General features: G+C 59.9%; 17 protein-coding genes and 1 pseudogene. 9 read left to right on the top strand and 9 right to left on the bottom strand.

All coding sequences use genetic code 11. The annotated features are described in order from the left end of the window. Positions 1-178 precede the first annotated feature (178 nt). Complete coding sequence (locus tag C8D82_RS18460) at positions 179-601, top strand: hypothetical protein (RefSeq protein WP_133245288.1); 423 nt, start codon at positions 179-181, stop codon at positions 599-601. A 73-nt stretch (positions 602-674) separates the two neighbouring features. On the opposite strand, the gene tsf is transcribed toward C8D82_RS18460, so the two are convergent. The 3 genes from tsf to argH all read right to left on the bottom strand — a co-directional run bounded on the left by tsf (position 675) and on the right by argH (position 3,906). Continuing rightward, positions 675-1,487 (bottom strand): translation elongation factor Ts, encoded by an 813-nt coding sequence (gene tsf / locus C8D82_RS18465; RefSeq protein ID WP_116885769.1) that lies wholly within the window; start codon positions 1,485-1,487, stop codon positions 675-677. A 33-nt stretch (positions 1,488-1,520) separates the two neighbouring features. Beyond that, positions 1,521-2,366, bottom strand: coding sequence for a 30S ribosomal protein S2 (gene rpsB, locus C8D82_RS18470; RefSeq protein ID WP_116885770.1), 846 nt, complete (start codon positions 2,364-2,366; stop codon positions 1,521-1,523). A 169-nt stretch (positions 2,367-2,535) separates the two neighbouring features. Then, positions 2,536-3,906 carry an argininosuccinate lyase gene (argH, locus tag C8D82_RS18475; RefSeq protein ID WP_116885771.1) on the bottom strand — a complete coding sequence of 457 codons (1,371 nt, stop codon included), beginning with the start codon at positions 3,904-3,906 and terminating at the stop codon, positions 2,536-2,538. A 106-nt stretch (positions 3,907-4,012) separates the two neighbouring features. On the opposite strand from argH, the gene C8D82_RS18480 reads away from it, so the two are divergent. Then, positions 4,013-4,237, top strand: a complete 225-nt coding sequence (locus C8D82_RS18480; RefSeq protein ID WP_116885772.1) for a hypothetical protein — start codon at positions 4,013-4,015, stop codon at positions 4,235-4,237. A gap of 10 nt (positions 4,238-4,247) precedes the next feature. On the opposite strand, the gene C8D82_RS18485 is transcribed toward C8D82_RS18480, so the two are convergent. Together C8D82_RS18485 and C8D82_RS18490 are read right to left on the bottom strand one after the other, a co-directional pair. Beyond that, the gene (locus C8D82_RS18485; RefSeq protein ID WP_116885773.1) at positions 4,248-4,826 is read right to left on the bottom strand and encodes a four helix bundle suffix domain-containing protein; all 579 of its coding nucleotides are present in this window, start codon (positions 4,824-4,826) and stop codon (positions 4,248-4,250) included. A gap of 141 nt (positions 4,827-4,967) precedes the next feature. After that, positions 4,968-5,603, bottom strand: a complete 636-nt coding sequence (locus C8D82_RS18490) for a type II secretion system protein GspG (RefSeq protein ID WP_165833191.1) — start codon at positions 5,601-5,603, stop codon at positions 4,968-4,970. A gap of 88 nt (positions 5,604-5,691) precedes the next feature. Here C8D82_RS18490 and C8D82_RS18495 point away from each other — a divergent pair, with 88 nt between their 5' ends. The 4 genes and pseudogenes from C8D82_RS18495 (at position 5,692) to C8D82_RS18515 (ending at position 11,526) form a co-directional block, all read left to right on the top strand. Further along, a complete protein-coding gene (locus C8D82_RS18495; RefSeq protein ID WP_165833192.1) occupies positions 5,692-6,402 on the top strand; it encodes an SDR family oxidoreductase in 711 nt (236 codons plus the stop codon). Between the two features lie 307 nt (positions 6,403-6,709). Next, positions 6,710-8,905, top strand: a pseudogene (locus C8D82_RS18500) (ribonucleoside triphosphate reductase). 414 nt (positions 8,906-9,319) lie between these two features. After that, positions 9,320-10,036, top strand: coding sequence for an anaerobic ribonucleoside-triphosphate reductase activating protein (locus C8D82_RS18510; protein ID WP_116885778.1), 717 nt, complete (start codon positions 9,320-9,322; stop codon positions 10,034-10,036). Between the two features lie 149 nt (positions 10,037-10,185). Further along, a complete protein-coding gene (locus C8D82_RS18515) occupies positions 10,186-11,526 on the top strand; it encodes an MATE family efflux transporter (protein ID WP_116885779.1) in 1,341 nt (446 codons plus the stop codon). A gap of 61 nt (positions 11,527-11,587) precedes the next feature. Here the strand turns inward: C8D82_RS18515 and C8D82_RS18520 are convergent, their stop codons facing one another. From C8D82_RS18520 to C8D82_RS18535, 4 genes are all read right to left on the bottom strand, one after another. After that, positions 11,588-13,333: an ArsB/NhaD family transporter gene (locus C8D82_RS18520; RefSeq protein ID WP_116885780.1), complete on the bottom strand. Its 1,746-nt coding sequence runs from the start codon at positions 13,331-13,333 to the stop codon at positions 11,588-11,590. Between the two features lie 20 nt (positions 13,334-13,353). Further along, the gene (locus C8D82_RS18525) at positions 13,354-14,277 is read right to left on the bottom strand and encodes a PTS sugar transporter subunit IIA (protein WP_116885781.1); all 924 of its coding nucleotides are present in this window, start codon (positions 14,275-14,277) and stop codon (positions 13,354-13,356) included. A 105-nt stretch (positions 14,278-14,382) separates the two neighbouring features. Next, positions 14,383-15,453, bottom strand: coding sequence for a DNA polymerase IV (gene dinB / locus C8D82_RS18530; RefSeq protein ID WP_116885782.1), 1,071 nt, complete (start codon positions 15,451-15,453; stop codon positions 14,383-14,385). Then, positions 15,446-16,981, bottom strand: coding sequence for a hypothetical protein (locus C8D82_RS18535; RefSeq protein WP_116885783.1), 1,536 nt, complete (start codon positions 16,979-16,981; stop codon positions 15,446-15,448). The genes dinB and C8D82_RS18535 overlap by 8 nt, the downstream gene beginning before the upstream one ends. A gap of 191 nt (positions 16,982-17,172) precedes the next feature. Between C8D82_RS18535 and C8D82_RS18540 the strand changes: the two genes are divergently transcribed. The 3 genes from C8D82_RS18540 (at position 17,173) to C8D82_RS18550 (ending at position 20,665) form a co-directional block, all read left to right on the top strand. Next, positions 17,173-17,994 carry a helix-turn-helix domain-containing protein gene (locus C8D82_RS18540; RefSeq protein ID WP_116885784.1) on the top strand — a complete coding sequence of 274 codons (822 nt, stop codon included), beginning with the start codon at positions 17,173-17,175 and terminating at the stop codon, positions 17,992-17,994. 800 nt (positions 17,995-18,794) lie between these two features. After that, the gene (locus C8D82_RS18545) at positions 18,795-19,367 is read left to right on the top strand and encodes an indolepyruvate oxidoreductase subunit beta (protein WP_116885785.1); all 573 of its coding nucleotides are present in this window, start codon (positions 18,795-18,797) and stop codon (positions 19,365-19,367) included. A gap of 2 nt (positions 19,368-19,369) precedes the next feature. Beyond that, positions 19,370-20,665 carry a phenylacetate--CoA ligase family protein gene (locus C8D82_RS18550; protein ID WP_116885786.1) on the top strand — a complete coding sequence of 432 codons (1,296 nt, stop codon included), beginning with the start codon at positions 19,370-19,372 and terminating at the stop codon, positions 20,663-20,665. Positions 20,666-20,670: the final 5 nt, after the last annotated feature.

The following is a 20,670-nucleotide window of genomic DNA, read 5'->3' on the forward strand; positions in this document are numbered from 1 at the left end:
GGAGGACTACTGGCAAAAACGTATGCAAATTATCGGCAACGTCGTTATCGGCGTTGGAAACTACAAGTGTGTTTCACAAAATTTGGGACAATAACAATTTTTTTCCGGGCGGCGGGTTGAAAAACGGAACCTGCTGCATTCTATTTCCAAAGATGCAAACAGGAGAGTGATTCGGCCCATGCCCGGAACAACAGCGATTTCCCCTTTCGACCGGGCCATGTGCACACTTTTTTTCGCAACAGGCCTCTATCTCTTCTGTTACCCCTACCTGTTCCCGGAAAAATTCAAGACTTTACGTTGGGGTAATCCTCCACATCAGAAAATAACCCGGCTCGGTCTGCTTGCTTCCTCCATTTCACTTCTGCTGTTTCCTGCCTGCGCCATCGCCCAATACCTCCAGTGCCACTGGCTCTTCGACTTGGGTCGCGGATTGCTCATCGTCTGTTTCCCGGCATTTTTTCTGGACAGATTAATCAGCCCTTTCGTTGATTTTCCACCCCGGCAACATCCCCGGAGCCGTCAAAAGCCGGAAAAGCGCCGGAAACACCGCCGCATCAAAACCCGCGATCTCCTGATCGGCCGTACCTCCCGCACCCCCTGACCGCCTTCCTCACCGAAACACAAAAAGAGAGCCGGGATTCCCGGCTCTCTTTCGTATCGTTTCAGCGGAACTCTCAGAGTTCTTCGCCGACTTCCCAGCGGACGAAGCGCTTCACCTTGAGGTTCGGCTTCAGTTTCGCGAGGCAGGTCTTGTCGTCCTTGACCCACGGCTGGTTCATCAGGCAGACTTCGGTATAGAACTTGTTGATCTTGCCGCTCAGAATTTTGTCGAGCATCTCGGCCGGCTTGTTCGCCAGCTTCGGATCGGCGGCCTTGGCGATCTCCTTCTCCTTGGCAATCACATCCGCCGGGATATCGGACGGAGCGATGTACTTCGGATTGAACGCCGCGATATGCAGACACAGATCGTTCAGGATCGCCGGATCGGTTTCGCCTTCCACCTCGACCAGCACGCTGACGCGGCCGTCCATATGGTGATAGCTCGCGAACACGCTCGCTTCGGAAGCGTTCCACTTCGTCGCACGGCGGATCTGCATATTCTCGCCGATCACGCCGATGTGGTCGGTCAGGTTGCCCTTCTCGGCGGCGTTCACCGCCTCGGTCACATCGCCTTCGCCATCCAGCGCGAGGGTGTTCCCGGCAACCGTCTTGACCAGATTGGTGAATTTGTCGGTTTTGGCCGCGAAGTCGGTTTCGCAGAGCACTTCCACGATCGAGGCCTTGCCGTCCTTGATGGAGGTCAGGACCTTGCCCTGATTGGTCGCACGGCCGGACTTCTTTTCCGCCTTGGCGGCGCCCGACTTGCGGAGGTTCTCAATCGCCAGCTCCATATCGCCGTCGGCGGCGACCAGAGCCTTCTTGCAGTCCATCATACCGGCGCCGGTCTTCTCCCGGAGCTCGGAAACCATTGCAGCAGTAATAGCCATTTTTATCGTCTCCTCTACTGGAAAATTCTCAGATTACTCGGCGCTCTTGGCTTCGGCTTTCGCTTCGGCGGGCTTGCGGCGCGGAGCGCGGCGGGGCTTGTCGGCCTTCTCTTCCTTTTCGGCGTCATCGGCCTTTTCCTGGGCAACCTTCTTGGCGGCTTCGGCGGCGTCGCGCTCTTCGGTGACCTTCTTCCGGTAGATTTCACGGGCAACCTTGATCGCCTCGGCGAAGAGGTTGGTGATGATCTGAACCGACTTCACCGCATCGTCGTTCGCGGCGACGGGATAATCGACCAGCGACGGGTCGCCGTTGGTGTCGACGATCGCGACGATCGGAATATTCAGCTTGTTGGCTTCGCGGACCGCATTGATCTCGTTGTAAACGTCGATCACCACCAGCGCGGCGGGCAGACGCTTCATCCCGGCGATGCCGTCGAGGTCGCGATGCAGCTTCTCGGCGCGGCGGGAAAGACCGGCGATTTCCTTTTTCTTCATCGACTTGGCGGCATCGGAATTCAGAGTGCCGTCGATTTCCGCCATCTTGGTGATGCTCTTGCGGATGGTCACGTTGTTGGTCAGCGTGCCGCCGAGCCAGCGTTCGGAAACGCAGTACATGCCGGTGGTATCGGCCAGTTCCTTCACGATCTCGCGGAGCTGCCGCTTGGTGCCGACAAACAGGATTTCACCGCCGTTGGCGACGGTGCGCTGCAGAAAGTTGCAGGCCGCGGCGATCTGATACATCGTCTTGGTGAGGTCGATGATCGAAATCCCGTTCTTGGCGCCATAGACGTAATCCTTCATCTTCGGGTTCCAGCGGCGGGTCTGATGTCCGAAATGACACCCGGCTTCCAACAGATCATTGATACTGATTTTCGCCATTTTCACGGCTTCCTTTCCTGTTTGCGGCGCTTTTCAAATTAGTAAGACGCCTTCACGTTTGGTTGTTATTTCCGCCGCACGATCATGCGGCAGATTCGATAAAATAAACCGTGCGGGCCGTTTTTTCAAGTCCGAACCGCACGGTTTTTTCAAAAAATCCGAAGCCTTTTCAGGCGAGAACCTTTTTCCAGTACCCGATCTGTTTCTCGACCTGCCGGAAACCGGTCGCGCCGGTCACGTCGCGCTTGGCGACGCTCTGCTCCGGGTCGAACAGCGTCAGGAACTCCGCGGTCGCTTCCGGAATCGTCTCGCGCATCTCCTCAAGGGTCACCTCGTCGAGCCGTTTGCCGCGCTCCTTGCAGTACTTCACAAACGAGCCGACCCGGTGGTGGGCGGTCCGGAAGGGAACCTTGAGTTCGACCAGCTTTTCAGCGATGTCGGTCGCCATCAGCGCCGGATCGCTCGCCGCGGCGCGCATGTTTTCCGCCTTGATCTTCATGGTTTCGATCATCGGCGGATAGACCTTCAGGATCATCTTCACGGTATCGAGCGCGTCGAAAATCGCGACCTTGTCCTCCTGCAGATCCCGGTTGTAGGTCAGCGGCAACCCCTTGCACATGGTCAGCAGCGCGGTCAGGTCGCCGTAGACGCGGGCGGTCTTGCCGCGGGTCAGTTCACAGACATCCGGATTCTTTTTCTGCGGCATCAGAGAAGAACCGGTGCAGAATGCGTCGTCCAGCTCCACGAAGTTGAACTCCTGGCTGCACCACAAAATCAGATCCTCCGACAGCCGGCTGGTGTGCATCGCGAAGATCGCCAGCGCGTTGACCAGCTCGATCGCGAAATCGCGGTCGGCGACCGCATCCATGCTGTTGCGGGTGACCCGGTCGAAGCCCAGCTCTCTGCAGACCATCTCCCGGTTGATCGGCAGCGTGGTTCCGGCCAGCGCGCCGGAGCCGAGCGGCATCACATTGACCCGCCGGCGGCAGTCGGCCAGCCGCTCCGCGTCGCGGTCGAGCATTTCGACATACGCGAGCATGTGGTGGGCGAACAGCACCACCTGCGCGTGCTGCAAATGGGTGAAGCCCGGCAGGATCGCCTTCGGATTCGCATCCGCCTGCGCGACCAGCGCCCGCTGGAAGTGGCGAAGCTCGCCGATCAGGAAATCGATTTCGTCGCGCAGATAGAGGCGGATGTCCAACGCCACCTGGTCGTTCCGGCTGCGGGCGGAATGCACGCGCGCCCCCTCCGAACCCAGCACGTCGATCAGCGCGCTTTCGATGTGCATATGGATGTCTTCCATCGAAATATCGTAAGCGAAATCCCCGGCTTCGATCCGGCGGCGGATGTTGTCAAGCTCGGCCCGGATCGCTTCGCAGGTCGCTTCCGGAATGATTCCCTGCGCCGCCAGCATTTTCACATGCGCCTTGCTTCCCTCGATATCATGCCTGTAAAGCCGTTTGTCGAAAGAGATCGATTCCGAATAAAGCGCGACCTCGTCGCGCGTGGCCGAACTGAACCGGCCGCCCCAGAGCGCCATTGCAATACCTCGTGTCTGTTTCCTGAAGTTTCAAAACGATATTCCCTATTAAAATAACCGCCTCCGACTGGAAATTCAATTTACAACGAGTATATTATCCGCTATTATGGCAAATAAAACAGAAAAAATCAATACCGGCGTCCCGCTCTACGAACAGGTTTTCTGTCCGCGCTGCGGCGAACGCCTCGCCCCGGCGGACCTCGAAATCTTCGCGGCCTGCCCCTACTGCGATTACGTGTTCACGCGGGACAACAATCTGGAGGACTTCGTGCTTCTCCCGCTGATCACCCGCTGGGCCGGACGCGCCCACAACCAGTTCCCCGCCGGCTGAAAACGCGCCGTCAGCGGCTGCCGGAGAGCGCCCGCTTCCGCACTCCGCTGAGGTGTTCGGAAAAGCCGCCGTTCCGTTCAAAATCGCGAATTTGCGCGGCCCGTTGGCGTTCCAGCAGCAGGATGGCAAGATTCAGCAGCGACAGGATGCCGTTGGCGGCGATTTCCGAATACGCGGCAGAAGTTTCCGCCCGACTCCCGGCTGCCCATTCCTGAAAATCGGCAAGTGTGGAAATCCGCAGTTCCCGCAGCCGGATCAGCGCCGGATGCTGCGACGGCCACGACGCAAGATTGCGCCGGCGAAGGAAATCCTCATAATCCAGCTTCAACTCCTCCAGACTGCCGCGGGCAACGTTGGTAAGATTCAATTCGAGTTTCCGGGAAGTCCGGCCGTCCACGCTGCCCTCGGCGATATTCTGTACACCGGAACGCGCCGCCTGCGTCATCTGGTCACAGGTGCGGCTGGCGGGATCAACATATAATTCAACAAAGCGGCAAGTCAGATCATACACCAGCCGCGCAATCTGAAAACTTTTCAATCGGCGGTAACCGCCGCCCGGCAGCAGAAGCGGTTTGGATGGAGTGCGCATAACTACGCCCTTCGGATTGGGAGACACGGACATTCACGGACAAGCACGGAAGACACAGATAAACACAGACCGCCGACTCCACCGGAGGGCCAAACCGCCTTCCGTGCCTTCCGTGGCTGTCCGTGCTTGTCCGTGCCGACGTCAGAAATTGGTGATATCGTCGCAATCCTTCTCTGTCGCCGTAGCGGAAGGATAATATCCGGTTCGCTCCGGTGCCGGTTTGCTTCGATCTGTAACCGTATCATTTCCAAACTTGCCATCTGCCCCAGCTGAAACAAGATCAAATCCCGTTTTGTTAATCGTTCCCGGATACTTATAGTAAATCGTACCGCCCCAGCCGTCCTGCAACTGCTCATCTCTCACACTTTTCATCAAAGACTCAGCCTCTATAACTCGCCAAAAGTCTTTCATTTGATCTCCAACTTGCTTAGTTGCTTCAACTGTACTCGGCTTAGTGTCATCAAATGTGATAACATAGCCTAATTCAATCTCTTTGGGGTTCGCGGGATCATCAGGATTAGGGACTTTATATTTTTTTTCATTATAGGCAACTTTTATTGCTTGATAATCTCCTTTGCTAGCTGGGTAATACCCATACTTAGTCCGATGGTTCTCCAAGGCGGCTTCCAGCCGCTTGATCAGGGCTTTGGTGCTGGACTCCTTGGCGGAGTTCATCGCATAGGTGTAGGCTCCGAAGCCGATCGCGGTCAGGATGCCGATCAGCGCGACTACGGCGAGGATTTCGACGAGAGTGAACTTATTGCAATACTTTTTCATCACAACCATTCCCGGTAAAGTTGATTTCAGGGTTCTGAAGCAATATAATATGTAAATTTCGATTTTTCAAAGCACGCGGAGGTATTTTGTGAAGATTGCGGGAAAAAGAGTGCTGGTCACCGGCGGAGCCGTCCGGGTCGGAGCCGAACTGGTCCGGGCGTTTGCCGAAGCCGGAGCCGACGTCCTGATCCACTGCCGCAATTCGCACGCCCAGGCCGAAGCACTGGCCGCCTCGCTGCCGAATCCCTCCCGGCACCGGGTGCTCGCCGCCGATCTCGCCCTGCCCGGCGAGGCGGAGCGGCTGTTCCGGGAGGCCGGCCGGATCGACATTCTGGTCAACAACGCCTCGCTGTTCCGGCTCAAAGAGTTGGCCGACTCCGACGAGATGTCGGATCGCGCCCACTTCGAGGTCAATTTCTGGAGCCCGCTGACGCTGATGAAACTCTTCGCCCGTCAGGGACTTTCCGAAGGAGCGGTGATCAACCTGCTCGATCAGGAGGTGCTGCAGGCCAGTCCGCACGGCGGCGCCTATTCGCTGTCGCGCCGCGCGCTGGCCGAAGCGACCCTCGAACTCGCCCGCGAACTCGGCCCGCGCAATCTGCGCTTCAACGCGGTCGCCCCCGGTCCGGTGCTGCCGCCGGTGGGACTGGAAGATTCCAGGATGGTCAAGACCCTGCCGACCGTTCCGCTCCGCCGTAAAGTCGAACTGGACGACCTGGCCCGGGCCGTGCTGTTTCTCGCCTCAAACGATTCGATCACCGGCGCCATCCTGAATGTCGACGGCGGGCAGCACCTGTAAAAAAGCTCTTTTTCCACCGTATTTTCATCTCTTCTGAAATGATCATGAATGGTCATTTTTCGTCGCATCCCGTTTATAAATATCCATAAACGGTTGATAAAAAGTCATAACTCATTGAGTGTGATGCAGAATATATTTTTTCCAATAAAAATCTCGCAAAAACACAATATATTGTGGATTCAGCTCTTGCCTTATCAACATTCTGTGGTATAATTAATATCATACGCTCCATTTACGGCCGGGGGGATCCGGATCGCCGGGATGGATATCGGAAACACTTTAATTTGCCGGAGGTGTCGTAAGTCTTATGGAAATCAAGTCGTCCATCCTGAAGATGAAGAAACGCGACGGGCGCGTCGTCGAGTTCGATCCGGAACGCATTGTAATCGCAGTCGGCAAGGCCCTGAAGGCCGCCGGCACCGCCAGCGACAAAGTCGCCCGGCACGTGACCCGCGATGTGGTCGCGGAACTGGTCGCCAAGGGGTATGACGATCCCGAAATGATGCCCGATGTCGACCTGATTCAGGATCTGGTCGAACACGCTCTGGTCAAGCGCGGGCTGTCGCAGGCCGCGAAGCTCTACATCCTGTACCGCGCCAGCCACGACAAGATCCGCGAGGCGCGCAAGCTGATGATGGACGTGCAGGACCTGGTTTCGAGCTATCTCGGCCAGGAGGACTGGCGGGTCAACGAAAACTCCAACTCCGGCTACTCCTACGCCAGTCTGCTGAACCACGTTTCCGGCGCGGTGATCGCCAACTACACGCTGGCCAACATCTATCCGGCCGAAATCGCCGAGGCGCACCAGTCCGGCGACTTCCATCTGCACGACCTCTCCTGCGGCATCGTCGGCTATTGCGCCGGCTGGAGTCTGCGCGATCTGCTCGAGCGCGGTTTTCAGGGGCGCGGCGGGCGCGCATCGGCGGCGCCGGCCAAACACTTCGACACCGCGACCGGCCAGATCGTGAATTTCCTCTCCACCTTGCAGACCGAATGGGCGGGCGCGCAGGCGTTCAGCTCCTTCGATACCCTGCTCGCTCCTTTCGTGCGGCGCGACAAGCTCACCTACCAGCAGCTCAAACAGAATATCCAGCAGTTCGTGTTCGGTTTGAACATCGCGAGCCGCTGGGGGCAGACCCCTTTCACCAACCTGACCTTCGACTGGGTCGTGCCGGAGGACCTGCGCGACAACCCGGTGATCATCGGCGGCGAACTGCAGGAGGAGACCTACGGCGAATTCCAGCATGAGATGGATATGATCAACCGCGCGTTCCTCGAAGTGATGTCCGAGGGCGACCGCGACGGCCGGATCTTCACCTTCCCGATCCCGACCTACAACGTGACCAAAGATTTCAACTGGACCAGCGACAACGCGAAGCTGCTGTTCACCGTGACCGGCAAGTACGGGCTGCCCTACTTCCAGAACTTCATCAACAGCGACCTGCGTCCCGGCGACGTGCGCAGCATGTGCTGCCGTCTGCAGATGGATATGCGCGAACTCCGCAACAAGACCGGCGGCCTCTTCGGCGCCGGCGAACAGACCGGTTCCATCGGCGTGGTCACGATCAATATGCCGCGCCTCGGCTATATCTCGCAGGATGAAAAGGAGTTCTTCGCCCGACTCGACCACCTGATGCAGCTCGCGATGGAGTCGCTCGAAATCAAGCGCAAAGTCGTGCAGAAGCACCTCGACGGCGACCTGCTGCCCTACACCAAAACCTATCTGCCGAATCTGGAACACCACTTCAGCACCATCGGCCTGGTAGGCATGAACGAAGCGTGTCTGAACTTCCTCGGCTGTTCGATCTGCGACCCGGAAGGCGCGGAGTTCTCCCGGCGCGTCCTGCTGCACATGGCCGAGAAAATCAAGGATTTCCAGGAGTCCAGCGGCCACATCTACAACCTCGAAGCGACTCCCGCCGAAGGCACCAGCTTCCGGCTCGCCCGCCTCGACCGCAAAAAGTATCCGGGAATCATCTGCGCCGGAACCGACAATCCGTACTACACCAACTCCACCCAACTGCCGGTCGGCTACACCAGCGACCTCTTTGAAGCTCTGGAGCTTCAGGCCCCGCTGCAGCAGCTCTACACCGGCGGCACCGTATTCCACTCGTTCATCGGCGAGCGGATCGACGATCCCGAACTGGTCGCGTCACTGGTCAGGCGGATCGCCACCAACTACCGGATCCCGTACTTCACGCTGACGCCGTCGTTCAGCATCTGCCCGGTTCACGGCTACATCCCCGGCGAACACACCGAGTGTCCGCTCGAAGCCGAAAGCGGCAGCGAAGAACCGGAACTCAAAATGGCGGAATAGTCCAGACTACGGAACAAGTCGTCCCGCAAACAAATAATTCCAACTCAAGGAGGTAGAATCATGGCCAAGTGTGGAGAAAAAACCGAAGTGTACAGCCGCGTCTGCGGCTACTTCCGCCCCGTGTCCAATTGGAACAAGGGCAAAAAAGAAGAATTCAAAGACCGCAAAACTTACGAAGTCAAATAACCATTCGCTTTCGGAGCTTTGCCTCCGGCGGCCGGGGGCGCTTCGCCCCCCGGTCCCCCCGACCGGCAAGGTGCCGGCGCCGGGTACGGTTTTGAAATTTCTGCTGCGCAGAAATTTCAAAACCGGGGTTATTTCAGGGGAACAGTCTTTTTATCTTTGAACAATAAAAATTTATCCTATGCTTTGTATGCAGGCAAAAGCTCAAATACACAGCAAGGAAATAATTCGTCTTTTCCTGAATCAGCCACGACTGACTGGCTGTTACATTAATAAATAATTTTCCCGGTTTTGAAATTTCTGCTGCGCAGAAATTTCAAAACCGTACCCGGCACCGGCACCTTGCCGGTCTGGGGTCCCGGGGGCGAAGCGCCCCCGGCCGCCGGAGGCAAAGTACCGCGAAGTAAGGATCGTAAGATGGATTTGCGTGGATTCGATAAGTTTACGTTGGTGGATTATCCGGGGAAGATCGGATGTATTGTGTTTACCGGGGGATGCAATCTGCGCTGTCCGTTCTGCCATAACCCCTGCCTGGTATTCGACCCGGCGAGCCAGCCGAAAGTGACGGAGAAGGAGTTCTTCGGCTTTCTGGAACGCAGGAAGGGATTGCTGGAAGGGGTGGTGATTTCCGGGGGCGAGCCGATGCTCCAGCCGGATCTCGTGCCGTTTGTGGAACGAATCCGCAAAAGCGGTTTTCTGGCGAAGGTGGATTCCAACGGCACGTTCCCCGACCGGGTGAAAACGTTGCTCCATACGGCGGGGGCGGATTCGATGGGGATCGACTACAAAGCGCCGCGCGCGAAGTACGCCGAACTGACCGGGCTTGACGAGCCGGACCTCGGAGAACGGGTCGCCGAAACCATCCGCCTCGCGCTGGAGGCCGGCGTTGAGCTGGACATCCGCACGACCGTGCACAAGGCCCTGCTGAGCGAAGACGATCTGGCGGCGATGCGCGACGAGTTGAGCGCGATCGGCGTTTCCCGCTGGACGCTGCAGCAATTCAATCCGGTGGAGGTGATCGACGACGACCTGCCCCAAGCGGAAACCTACAGCGACCGCGAACTGGTTGCGGCCGCCCGCCGCCTCGGCAGCGATGTGCGTGTGCGCGGACTTCACGGCCACATTATTCTGTAAAGCATCTTCGCCCGGCACACTCCGCCGGGCGCTTTTTTATCCTTCCGATTTGCATGAGAATTCAGTTCCGCCCCCTTGAAAGGGAGTGGCTTTGCGCTATATTATAAAGATCATTTAGAAATAAGATTTTTCCGGAAACAGGATCGTTTATGACCCATGATATGACCACGGGCAGCCCGATGCGGCTGATCGTAATGTTCACGATACCGCTGCTGATCGGCAATGTGTTCCAGCAACTGTACAGCATGGCCGACACGGTGATCGTCGGGCGGACCATCGGAGTACAGGCGCTGGCGGCGGTCGGAGCAACCGGGCCGCTCTGTTTTCTGGTGCTCGGCTTCTTTTTCGGCTTTTCGAGCGGCGTCACGGTGGTCACCGCCCAGCGGTTCGGAGCGAAAGACGCTCGCGGAGTGAGGCGGTCGATCGCGATGGCGACGACGCTGTGCGCCGCCATTTCGGCGGCGGCGACCATCGGCAGCGTGATCCTGACCGGGCCGCTGCTGCGGCTGATGAATACGCCGGAAGACATCTTCGACGGCTCTTACGCCTATCTGGTCGTGATCTTCATCGGAATCGGCGCGACGGTGTTCTACAACCTGATTTCCGGCATCATCCGGGCGCTCGGCGACAGCCGCACGCCGCTGATCTTCCTGATCATCGCATCAATCCTGAATATCGCGCTGGACTTTATTTTCATCCTGTGGTTCGGGATGGGCGTGGCCGGGGCGGCGTGGGCGACCGTGATCTCCCAGCTGGCCTCCGGCGTCTGGTGTCTGCAGTTCGCCCGGCGCAAATACAGCCAATTCCAATTGAAACGGCAGGATTGGCGCTTCGACTGGAACTTTGCGTGGGAACATCTGCGCATCGCGCTGCCGATGGCGTTCCAGTTTTCCATCACGGCGGTCGGCGTAATCGTGATGCAGACGGTATTGAACACCTTCGGCTCCACCGCGGTGGCGGCGTTCACCGCCGCGGCCAAGATCGACCAGCTCGCGGTGCAGCCGGGCTTCTCCATCGGTATTGCAATCGCAACCTACGCGGCGCAGAACTACGGCGCGGGACTCTACAGGCGCATCCGTGAAGGGGTCAACAAATGCAGTTTGCTCTCCACCGTTTTCGCAATACTCATGGGGGCGGCGGTGATCGTCTTCTGCCCGCAGTTCACCCGGCTGTTCGTCGGCGACGGGCATCCCGAAGTAATTCCGCTGGTCCGTACCTACATGCTGACCAACGGCAGCTGTTATGTGATTCTCGGGCTGCTCTTCGTATACCGCAATGCGCTGCAGGGCATCGGCCGCGCCTTCGTGCCCATGATGGCCGGGGCCAGCGAACTGGTGGTCCGCACTGTCGCCGCCCCCGTGCTCGGAGGCGCAATCGGCTACGTCGGGGTCTGCCTTTCCAACCCGCTGGCCTGGGTCGGCGCCACCATCCCGCTGGCCATCGCCTACTTCTGGGTAATCAAGCGCCTCACCGGACGCTGCATCGGCTGAACATATCCGGGATTTCGCCGGTCGGCGGCCCGGAGCGCCGAAGACGAAATTCCCGAATTTCCTATTTGCCGGCGGCTTTGACGGGAGCGGATTGCTCGACGATCAGGACATGGGGGTATTTGCCCGGAAGATCGACGGTCTGGAGACGGCCCTGTACGGCGGAGATTCCTGCCGGGAGTTCGGTGTCGAGGGGCCATGCGGCGAGAATGGCGGCCTCGGCGTCTTCGGCGGAGGAGAGCCGGACGGTGCGGTAGGCGGAGGGGGTGAACTCCTTCAGGACCGGGAGGGGGGCGGTTGAAGGCGTTATCCGGCCGGTCAGGATCACGTTTTTGTTGTCGAAGTTTTTACCGGAGGCGCGTTGGAGAGCTTCGAATTTCACGGAGGCATGGCGGTCGGGCATCAGGGGCTCCAATACCAGCAGGCCGACGACGGCGACCGTGCCGGCGAGGACGGTGGAAAGCGCGCCGATCCTGAACCACTGAAAAAAGGTGATGTGGCTGCCGGAGCGTTTTTCGAGCATGCCGAGCGCGACGATGTTGGCGGTACTGCCGATCATGGTGATATTGCCGCCGAAGCAGGCGCCGAAAAGCAGGGCCCACCAGAGGGGCAGGTCTTTGATGCTGCCGGAGAGCTGTTCGATCACGGGGCAGAAGGCGGCCACGAAAATCACGTTGTCGATGAAGGCCGAACCGATGGCGGAAACGACGAAAATGAACGGCACCAGGATTCCGGCGGAGTTGCCGCACGCCCCGGTGAAATAGTGGGCCATCACCCGGTCGACATGGGTGTATTCGAGGGTTCCGGCGACCGCGAAAAGCAGCATGAAAAAGAGCAGCGTCCACCAGTCCACCTCCTGCTCGATGTAGTGGCGGGCGCGGTTCTGCTTCAGGATCATCACGATTCCGGCGCAGACCAGCGGGGTGATCAACAGCACACTGTTCTTGGCGAGTCCGAAAAGGTTTTCCAGCGGATGGTGCGACGCGATCGCGAGGATGGTCAGCGTGATCAGCAGCAGCCCCTGCTTATAGGGAACTTTCACCAGCGGCGCCAGCGTCAGCCCCTGCGCGAGACGGTCCTTGAGCTGCACGTCGAATTCACGCAGCTGGCGGCGGAAGTAGAACAGCGTCAGCCCGACTGTCGCGAACAACGCGACCAGCATGAGCGGAAACGCCCAAAGCATGAAGTCGCCGAAGGTCAGCATTCCCTTGGTCCCGATGTAGATGCCGACCGGATTGCCCATCATGGTCCCGGCGCTGCCGACGTTGGTGCAGAGCACCGCGATCAGGATGTACGGAGTCGGGTTGAGCTTCAGCCGGTCACAGACCTGAAAGATCAGCGTGGAGACGAAGATGATCGAGGTGACCTCGTCGACCGCGCAGGCCAGCAGCGCCGACGCGATCGCGGTGACGGTGATGAATTTCCTGCCGGTCAGGTTGGGCATCGCGACGATCAACTGCACGATCCAGGTGAAGAAGCCGAGGTCGCGCAGCGCCCCGACGATCACCATCATGCCGACCAGAAACAGGATCACTTCCAATGAGGAGGAGGTCACGAACTGCGGAATGTTCAGTGAATTCGTAAAGATCAGCACCGCCAGTCCGAGAAAGGCGATCGCGAGCCGGAAGCCCCAGAAAAACAGCGTACCGAAGATGATTCCGACAAAGACGGCGCAGGCGGTCGCCTGATGGGAGTCGAGGACGGTCAACCCGCCGCCGAGCCCTGCGGCGAGGCTGGCCGCCAGCAGGATTCCGAAGCGGGAGAGCAGGGCTTTGACAGACATGGAGGCGGAAGCGGCTTCATCGTGCATGGCGGATTCTCCTTATTGCGTTATTCCCAGAAGAGCTTGGCGCAGAATTCCTTGAGCTCCACGACTCCGGCGAGCCGTCCGTCTTTTCCGGTGATTACCAGCTGCCGGAGGTGGTGGACCAGAAAGAGCTTGGCCAGCTGGATCGCCGGCACGTCCCGGTCGACCTTCAGGAACTCCTCGCGCATCACGTCCGCGATGCGGGTGTCGCCGGAGCTTTTGAGCATATCCGCGAAGGGCTGGAAACGGTAGATCGGGGAGAGGTCCTCCATCCAGAGCAGATGCTCCGGCAAACTGAATTGCAGCAGGTCCCGAAGCGCGACCACGCCGCGCAGGTCCCCTTCGCGGTCCAGCACCGGAATCTCCTCCGCCTGCGAAGTGGCGAACATCGCGATCGCGTGCCGCAGCGTGTCGGTTTCTTTCAAGGTGGGAATGTTTTCCCGCATCACGTCCCCGGCGGTCAGGTAGTCGGCAATCGCGATCAGGTTGCCGGAAAAGTAGGCGATCACCTCGGCGGGCGTCGCCAGATGGGATACGGTCCCGATCGCGTCCGGCTGGCTGAAATCCATCGCCAGCGCGGCCAGCAGCTGCATGTGCAGGTTGGGGTCGTCTTCCGGGGTCAGCACCAGAATCATCACCCGCACCGGATCGTCCTCCGGGGAACCGAAAGCGACTCCCTCCCGGCTCAACCCCATCGCGACCAGCGGCTCCGCCAGTCCGGGCAGCCGGGCGTGGGGAACCGCCAGCCCCGGAGCGATCAGGGTGGGGAAAAGCTCTTCGCGGGCCATCACCTCCCGCAGCGCGCAGTCGCGGTCCAGCTCCGGGAAGTGGCGCTTCAGAATGTCCAGCAGCGTGACCAGGAGTTCCCGGCCGTCCGCCGCCTTGCTGCGGCAGACGATGTTATTCGGGGAGAGAAAGTCGTGGAAATTGCGGTTGCCTTCTGCCATGTCGGGAGCCTCCTTCTACAATGATTTCTCGTATGCCGGATTGCGCTGTCGCTGCTAATATAGGAGCCGTTTCCCGGATTTGCAACTCCCCGCCGGAAAAACCGGTCAGAAATCGAATTCGAGCTGGACCGGCCGGTTCAGCTCCTCCGGCGACGGGAAGTTGCTGACCGTCACGCCGATCAACCGGATCGGCCGCGAATCCATCTCGGTTTTGCGGGACAGCGCCAGCGCGATATCCCCGATGCGCACCCCGTCCTGCGTCGGCTCGGTGAAACTTTCGGAGCGGGTCACCGTCTGGAAATCCTCGTACCGCACCTTGATCGTGACCGTCCTGCCCGCCAGTCCCCGTTTCTGCAGCGAACGGGCGACCTTGTGCGCCAGCGAACGCATCAGGATGCGCAGCCGCCGCCGGTCAGTGCAGTCCTCGGAGAGGGTGATCTCCTTGCCGATGGACTTGCGCTCCTCGTCCACTTCGACCGGCCGTTCGTCGATGCCCCGGACGATTCCGTAATAGAAGGCGCCGACCTTGCCGAACAGCGCGGTCAGCGTCGCCACATCGAGCTGGCGCAGGTCGTGGCCGGTCCTGATGTTCATCGAGCGGAACTTCGCGGCGGTGACCCGGCCGATCCCGTGGAATTTTTCGATCGGCAGTGAATCGAGGAAGGCTCCCGCCTGGTCGGGACGGATCACGGTCAGCCCGGCGGGCTTTCTCAGGTCCGACGCGATCTTGGCCAGAAACTTGTTGTAGGAGACTCCGGCGGAGGCGGTCAGCTTCGTTTTCAGGAAAATCTCGCGCTGGATTTCCCGCGCCAGCCGGGTGGCAGACTCCATGCCGCGCTTGTTTTCGGTCACGTCAAGGTAGGCTTCATCGATCGAAACCGGCTCGACGAGGTCGGTGAAGGTGTGGAAAATTTCCCGGATTTCCTCGGAGACCCGGGAGTATTTGCGGTGATCCGTCTCCAGAAACACCGCATTGGGGCAAAGCCGCACCGCGGTGCGCATCGGCATCGCCGAGTGCACCCCGAACGCCCGCGCCTCGTAAGAGCAGGTCGACACCACCCCGCGCCGCTCCGGCGAACCGCCGACGATCACCGGGAGCCCCCGGGTTTCGGGGCGGTCGCGCTGTTCGACCGACGCGAAAAAGGCGTCCATGTCGATATGGATGATCTTACGCATCGACCTCCGTCCTGAGCTTCAGCACCTTTCCCGCCGCCGCCAGCCTGCAGCCGCCGGGAATGCGTTCGATCGCTCCCGCTTCGGCCAGCAGCCGGTAGGAGCGGCGGTTGTGGCGGAACTCCAGTCTGCCGGCTTCCAGCTCCACGGCGGTGCGGTGGCGCTCCGCGACGGCGGGATCGAAGCGGTATTCCAGCGCCTCGGCTTCCTGCGAGAACTCCAACAGCACCATCCCCGGTTTCAGGGTGATCGTGACGATGCCGCCGTTGTCGCGTTTCCATTCGATCCGCATCGTCTCGTCATCGAGCCGTTCGATCGCGCCGAATCCGCCGGGGCCGCCCGGCAGCGCGATCGCCGCCGGATGCCACAGCATCCCGTCCATCACCGGCAGCGCGTCGTAAGTGCAGGCCGGGGTGCGGCAGACGCTGTTCAGGAACGGCTCCTCGCAGTTCTCGTCGAAGAGCTGCCAGTCCCGAATCGTCAACTCCCGTTTTTCCGTGCGGAATAGATTGAGCCGCCCGAACCGGGAGAGATACCAGACTCCGGCGTGATCCTCCTTTTTCCAATCCTCCAGCGTGACCACTGCGCTGACCGGCGTGACCCTGAAGTTTTGGCGGAACCACTCGCCGCTTTCGCCGAGCGTTTCCACCCGGATCGCGCCCTCGTCGCGCAACCGCGCAAGCCGCTCATACTGGTAAGGGAGCCCCGGCCGCATCTTCGGCCAGCCGAAGGAGTTCTCCTGCCCGGCCTGCGCATAGGCCATCGCGAAATGCGGTTCGCGGAAGTTTTCACGGAGAAACCAGTCGATCCACGGCTTGCTGCCGCCGCCGATGCCTTCGTAGACGGGTTCGAGGGTGATCACCGACTGGCCGTTGCCGCCGACTCCGGCGGTGTACTGGTAGAGCGGATCGCTGCCGAGCATCCGGAACACCGGAACCGGAATCTGCCCGGATTCGTGCTGCGCGGGCAGATAGGAGTTTTTGCGGCTCGGATAGTAGGCGTTCGCCCAGTAGCCGCCCCACAGCGTGTAGCCGTCGGTGCCGTACTGGTCCTTGCAGTTGCAGGCGGTGCGCAGGCCGTGTTCGCGCCGCAGGTACTCCAGCAGATGCGCGTCGAAAAGCCAACTGCCCATCACCGCCGGTTTGCGGCCGAATATTTCGGCGAATTTCGCGACGAACACATCGGCGATCCGCTCGCGCTCCTGCGGCGTGTAGCCGACCGAAAAGCCGACGTCGGTATGCCAGTCCCACGCCCAGCGGCCCCGCCACTTGATCCCGGCGGCCTCCACGTTGGGCTGTACGGTTTCAAACCAGATGCCGACCTCGTGATTTTCCGGCATCTCCCGCTTCAGGAACTCCACGAACGGCCCCTGAATCAGCGCGTCGTACTGCAGCAGCCAGGTGGTCGGCAGCTTGAGCCGTTTTGCCATCGCCATTTGTTCGCGGACCGGTTCAAAGAGGTCCAGTTCCCCGCGGCCGACCCGCGGTTCGATCGCACGGATGAAATTCACGATGTTCACGATGTTGTTCATGGCTGCATTCCTTCTGGTTTGTAACTGTATCACAGGGCCGGCGCTTTTTCAACCCGCGCTCCGGAACCCGGCGGGCGAAAAGCCGGAGATTTTGTCATATTATAGCAAACCGGACCGGGAAAGTAAATGTTCGATTTGCAATTTCTTTTGTCTGATTTGCCAATTCCGGAAAGTGTGATATATTTGCAGCCATGAAACAGAAAAACGAAATCCGGTTCGACGCGACTGCGCGCAGCGTTTTCCGCTGCGCGGGCCGCCTGCAGGCCGGCACCTCCGTGCTGAACACCGCCGCCGCGGTGCTGCGCAGCAACATCCGCAACGATTTCCTGAATCCGACTTACATCCTGCGGGGCACCGGTCAATACATCACCGCGACGGGGCGGAAAATCCCTTACGGCCCCGGCTCTCTGATGATCCGCATGCCGGGCGTCCTGCACCACCAGTTCCACGATGCCGGAGAATATGTGGACAAATATTTTGCGATTCCGGCCCCGTTCTTTCAGGCCCTGCTCGAACAAAAGCTGCTCTCTCCCGACCGCCCGGTAATCGATGCGGGACTCCACTCCTGGCTGGTTGCGCGCTTCGACGGCCTGGCCGATGAACTGGCGGCGCGCGGCGAACGGGAGCTGGCGCTCTCGATGGGAAGCTGTTTCGGTTTTCTGACCGAAATCCTGCTTTCCGTCACCGTCCGGGAGCCGCATTACGCCGAAATCCGCGAGGGCGCTTCGCTGCTCGAACAGAATCTCGGGCAACGCATTTCCCCTGCCGAAGTCGCCGCGAAAGTCGGCATGACCTACCCGAACTTCCGCCGCCTTTTCACCCTCCACCTCGGAATCTCTCCCGCCGAATACCGCATCCGCCGCCGGATCGAAAAGATCCAGTCGCTGTTGAAAAGCTCCGAGCTTCCCCTGAAAGAGATTGCCGCAACATTCGGTTATGCGGACATTTACACATTCAGCCGCCAGTTCAGCCGGTATGCCGGTATGCCGCCGGGCGAATTCCGCCGTCACTGATCATCGGCGGGGATTTCGCTCCTCCCGGAGCGAGCAGGGCGCTTCGCCCCTGCACCCCGACCGGCAAGGTGCCGGTGCCGAATACTTGAGATTCGGGAAAACCGTTCCGGTTTCCCCTCCGGGTGGGGGAGGCTCCGGTAGAGACAGGCAAGGTTGTACAGGAGCGGCACACCGCTCCGGTCGGCGCAAAGCCCGCTTTTTTGCGGGCTTTAGGCACTCCCTGCGCCTGCTGCCGCCGGAGGTCACGCGCAGAACCTCCAGATGCTGACCAGACAATGTGAAATTACACTCATGGAGGCTGAACTCTGCCTATCTCTATCATACAGGCAAGGTTTAATAAGGCTCGCATTCAAAGATATGCTTGCCTGTGATATGACAATTGCATTGTTGCCTGACCTCGCTTTGCGTATATCGGCAGATAAACTCTTATCAGCCTCCATCGGGGTATCTGTCTATTACCCGGTCAGCATCTGGCCGTTCCGCGCGTGACCTCCGGCGGCAGCAGGCGCAGGGAGTGCCTAAAGCCCGCAAAAAAGCGGGCTTTGTGCCGACCGAAGCGGTGTGCCGCTCAGGTACCCGCCTGCCTGTCCACAGTAGACCCTCCCCCCCCCGGAGGGAAAGGCGTGCCGCCTTTCCCGGATCTGAAGTATTCGGCACCGGCACCTTGCCGGTCGGGGTGCAGGGGCGAAGCGCCCTGCTCGCCCAAAGGGCGAAATCCCCGATATTTTCATGCCGGGGGATTGCAGGATGAAGCGAGGCGCGGTATTTTAACTGGATACAAGATAAAGGTGTTGCTGAACATGATAAAGAACATTATTCTGGTCGGAGTGGGTGGGCAGGGAATTCTGCTGGCGGCCCGCATCATCGCTTCCGCGGCCGGACACGCCGGATACGACGTGACCACCAATGAAATTCACGGCATGGCGCAGCGGGGCGGCTCGGTGACCGCGCAGATCCGTTACGGCGAAGTGGTGCATTCCCCGCTGATTCTGGAAGGGACGGCGGATGTGCTCGGGGCGCTGGAACAGGTCGAGGCGCTGCGTTACGCGGCCTGGCTGAAGCCGGGCGCGTTGGCGGCGGTTTCGGCGGAGTCGATCATTCCGGTTACGGTTTCGAGCGGGCGCGCGAGTTACCCCGGGGATGTGGAGACGCGGCTCCGGGAATGCTTTTCCAATCTCAAATATCTCGACTGCGCCGGGATCGCGGCGCAAAAATTCGGCAATCCGAGGGCGGCCAACACGATTCTGCTCGGCGCGCTGGCGAACGGGCTTGACCTGCCGGAGCCGGCGTGGCGGGCCGCAATCGACGAGTGTGTGAAGCCGCAGTTCCGTGAATTGAACCGGCGGGCCTTTGAATATGGGAGAACGTTGTGAAAATGGAAAAAATCCGGTTTTTCAACCCTGAGATGGAGACGATGTCCGGCGATGCGCTTCATGCTTTGCGCGACGAACGGCTGCGCGGCGTGGTGCGGCACGTCGCGGCCGGCAACGGATTTTTCGCGGAGCGGTTCAAGGCCGCCGGGGTGGATGTGAATGAATTCCGCGGTCTGGAGGACCTTGCGAAACTGCCGTTCATGTGCAAGGAGGATTTCCGGCGCGAGTATCCGCTCGGCATGTGCTGCGTGGACCGCCGGGAGCTGGCGGAGATGCACATGTCCAGCGGTTCGACCGGAACTCCGGTGGTGATGCCCTATACTCCGGCGGACCTCGAGCAGTGGGCGGAGTGCATGGCGCGCTGCTATGCGATGTCCGGGGCGCAGCCGCACGACGTGTGCCAGATCACGCCCGGACTCGGGCTGTTCAACGGCGGTTTCGGCTGCTATCACGGCGCGCGCAAGTACGGAATGTTCATCGTGCCGTGCGGTCCGGGCAATACGGTGCGGCAGATCAGGCTGGCGCGGGATTTCGGTACGACAGTGCTGACCGGGGTGGTCTCCTACGGCATTCGGATCATGGAGGTGATGGAGGAGGAAAAGAGTTCGATGCCGGAGCTGAAGATCGGCATCTTCGGCGCGGAAACCTTCTCGGATGCGATGAAGGAACGCCTCCGCTCCGGCCTCGGAATCGACGTGTTCGATATCTACGGCATGACCGAAACCGGCGGCATCGGCACGCTCGGCATGGACTGCAGCGACCACTCCGGCATCCACGTGTGGATGGACCACTATATCGTCGAGGTGATCGATCCCGGAACCGGTCTGCCGCTGCCGGACGGCGAGGAGGGTGAACTGGTGGTGACTTCGCTGACACGCGAGGCGCTGCCGGTGGTCCGCTACCGGACCGGCGACCTGACGCGGATCGTTTCGCGGGAACGGTGCGCCTGCGGCCGCACCCATTTGAAGATCGCCGGAGTCACCGGCCGGGTGGACGATATGCTGATCATCAAGGGAGTCAACTTCTTCCCGAAGCAGATCGAGCAGTCGCTGCTGAAAATTCCGGGCGTGCTGCCGAACTACCAGATCATCATCGACGAGGAACACGGTGTGCGCAATCTGCATATCAATGTCGAAGCGCAGCCCGGCGTGACCGGCTATATGATAGAAAAGCAGCTGAAGGAGGATCTCGGCTTTTCGCCGGACGGCGATGTGTACGCTCCCGGCACGCTCCCCCGGCAGGAGGGCAAGGCGAAGCGGGTGTTCTACCGGAAAAACGGCGAAGATGTGAAGAAATGAGCGAT

It is taken from the genome of Victivallis vadensis (assembly GCF_003096415.1).
GTDB lineage: Bacteria > Verrucomicrobiota > Lentisphaeria > Victivallales > Victivallaceae > Victivallis > Victivallis vadensis.

Bases quoted from the DNA above. Each gene is read 5' to 3' on its own strand.
- C8D82_RS18460 (WP_133245288.1), top strand. From the start codon at position 179: ATGCCCGGAACAACAGCGATTTCCCCTTTCGACCGGGCCATGTGCACA.
- tsf (WP_116885769.1), bottom strand. From the start codon at position 1,487: ATGGCTATTACTGCTGCAATGGTTTCCGAGCTCCGGGAGAAGACCGGC.
- rpsB (WP_116885770.1), bottom strand. From the start codon at position 2,366: ATGGCGAAAATCAGTATCAATGATCTGTTGGAAGCCGGGTGTCATTTC.
- argH (WP_116885771.1), bottom strand. From the start codon at position 3,906: ATGGCGCTCTGGGGCGGCCGGTTCAGTTCGGCCACGCGCGACGAGGTC.
- C8D82_RS18480 (WP_116885772.1), top strand. From the start codon at position 4,013: ATGGCAAATAAAACAGAAAAAATCAATACCGGCGTCCCGCTCTACGAA.
- C8D82_RS18485 (WP_116885773.1), bottom strand. From the start codon at position 4,826: ATGCGCACTCCATCCAAACCGCTTCTGCTGCCGGGCGGCGGTTACCGC.
- C8D82_RS18490 (WP_165833191.1), bottom strand. From the start codon at position 5,603: ATGAAAAAGTATTGCAATAAGTTCACTCTCGTCGAAATCCTCGCCGTA.
- C8D82_RS18510 (WP_116885778.1), top strand. From the start codon at position 9,320: ATGGATTTGCGTGGATTCGATAAGTTTACGTTGGTGGATTATCCGGGG.
- C8D82_RS18515 (WP_116885779.1), top strand. From the start codon at position 10,186: ATGACCCATGATATGACCACGGGCAGCCCGATGCGGCTGATCGTAATG.
- C8D82_RS18520 (WP_116885780.1), bottom strand. From the start codon at position 13,333: ATGCACGATGAAGCCGCTTCCGCCTCCATGTCTGTCAAAGCCCTGCTC.
- C8D82_RS18525 (WP_116885781.1), bottom strand. From the start codon at position 14,277: ATGGCAGAAGGCAACCGCAATTTCCACGACTTTCTCTCCCCGAATAAC.
- dinB (WP_116885782.1), bottom strand. From the start codon at position 15,453: ATGCGTAAGATCATCCATATCGACATGGACGCCTTTTTCGCGTCGGTC.
- C8D82_RS18535 (WP_116885783.1), bottom strand. From the start codon at position 16,981: ATGAACAACATCGTGAACATCGTGAATTTCATCCGTGCGATCGAACCG.
- C8D82_RS18540 (WP_116885784.1), top strand. From the start codon at position 17,173: ATGAAACAGAAAAACGAAATCCGGTTCGACGCGACTGCGCGCAGCGTT.
- C8D82_RS18545 (WP_116885785.1), top strand. From the start codon at position 18,795: ATGATAAAGAACATTATTCTGGTCGGAGTGGGTGGGCAGGGAATTCTG.
- C8D82_RS18550 (WP_116885786.1), top strand. From the start codon at position 19,370: ATGGAAAAAATCCGGTTTTTCAACCCTGAGATGGAGACGATGTCCGGC.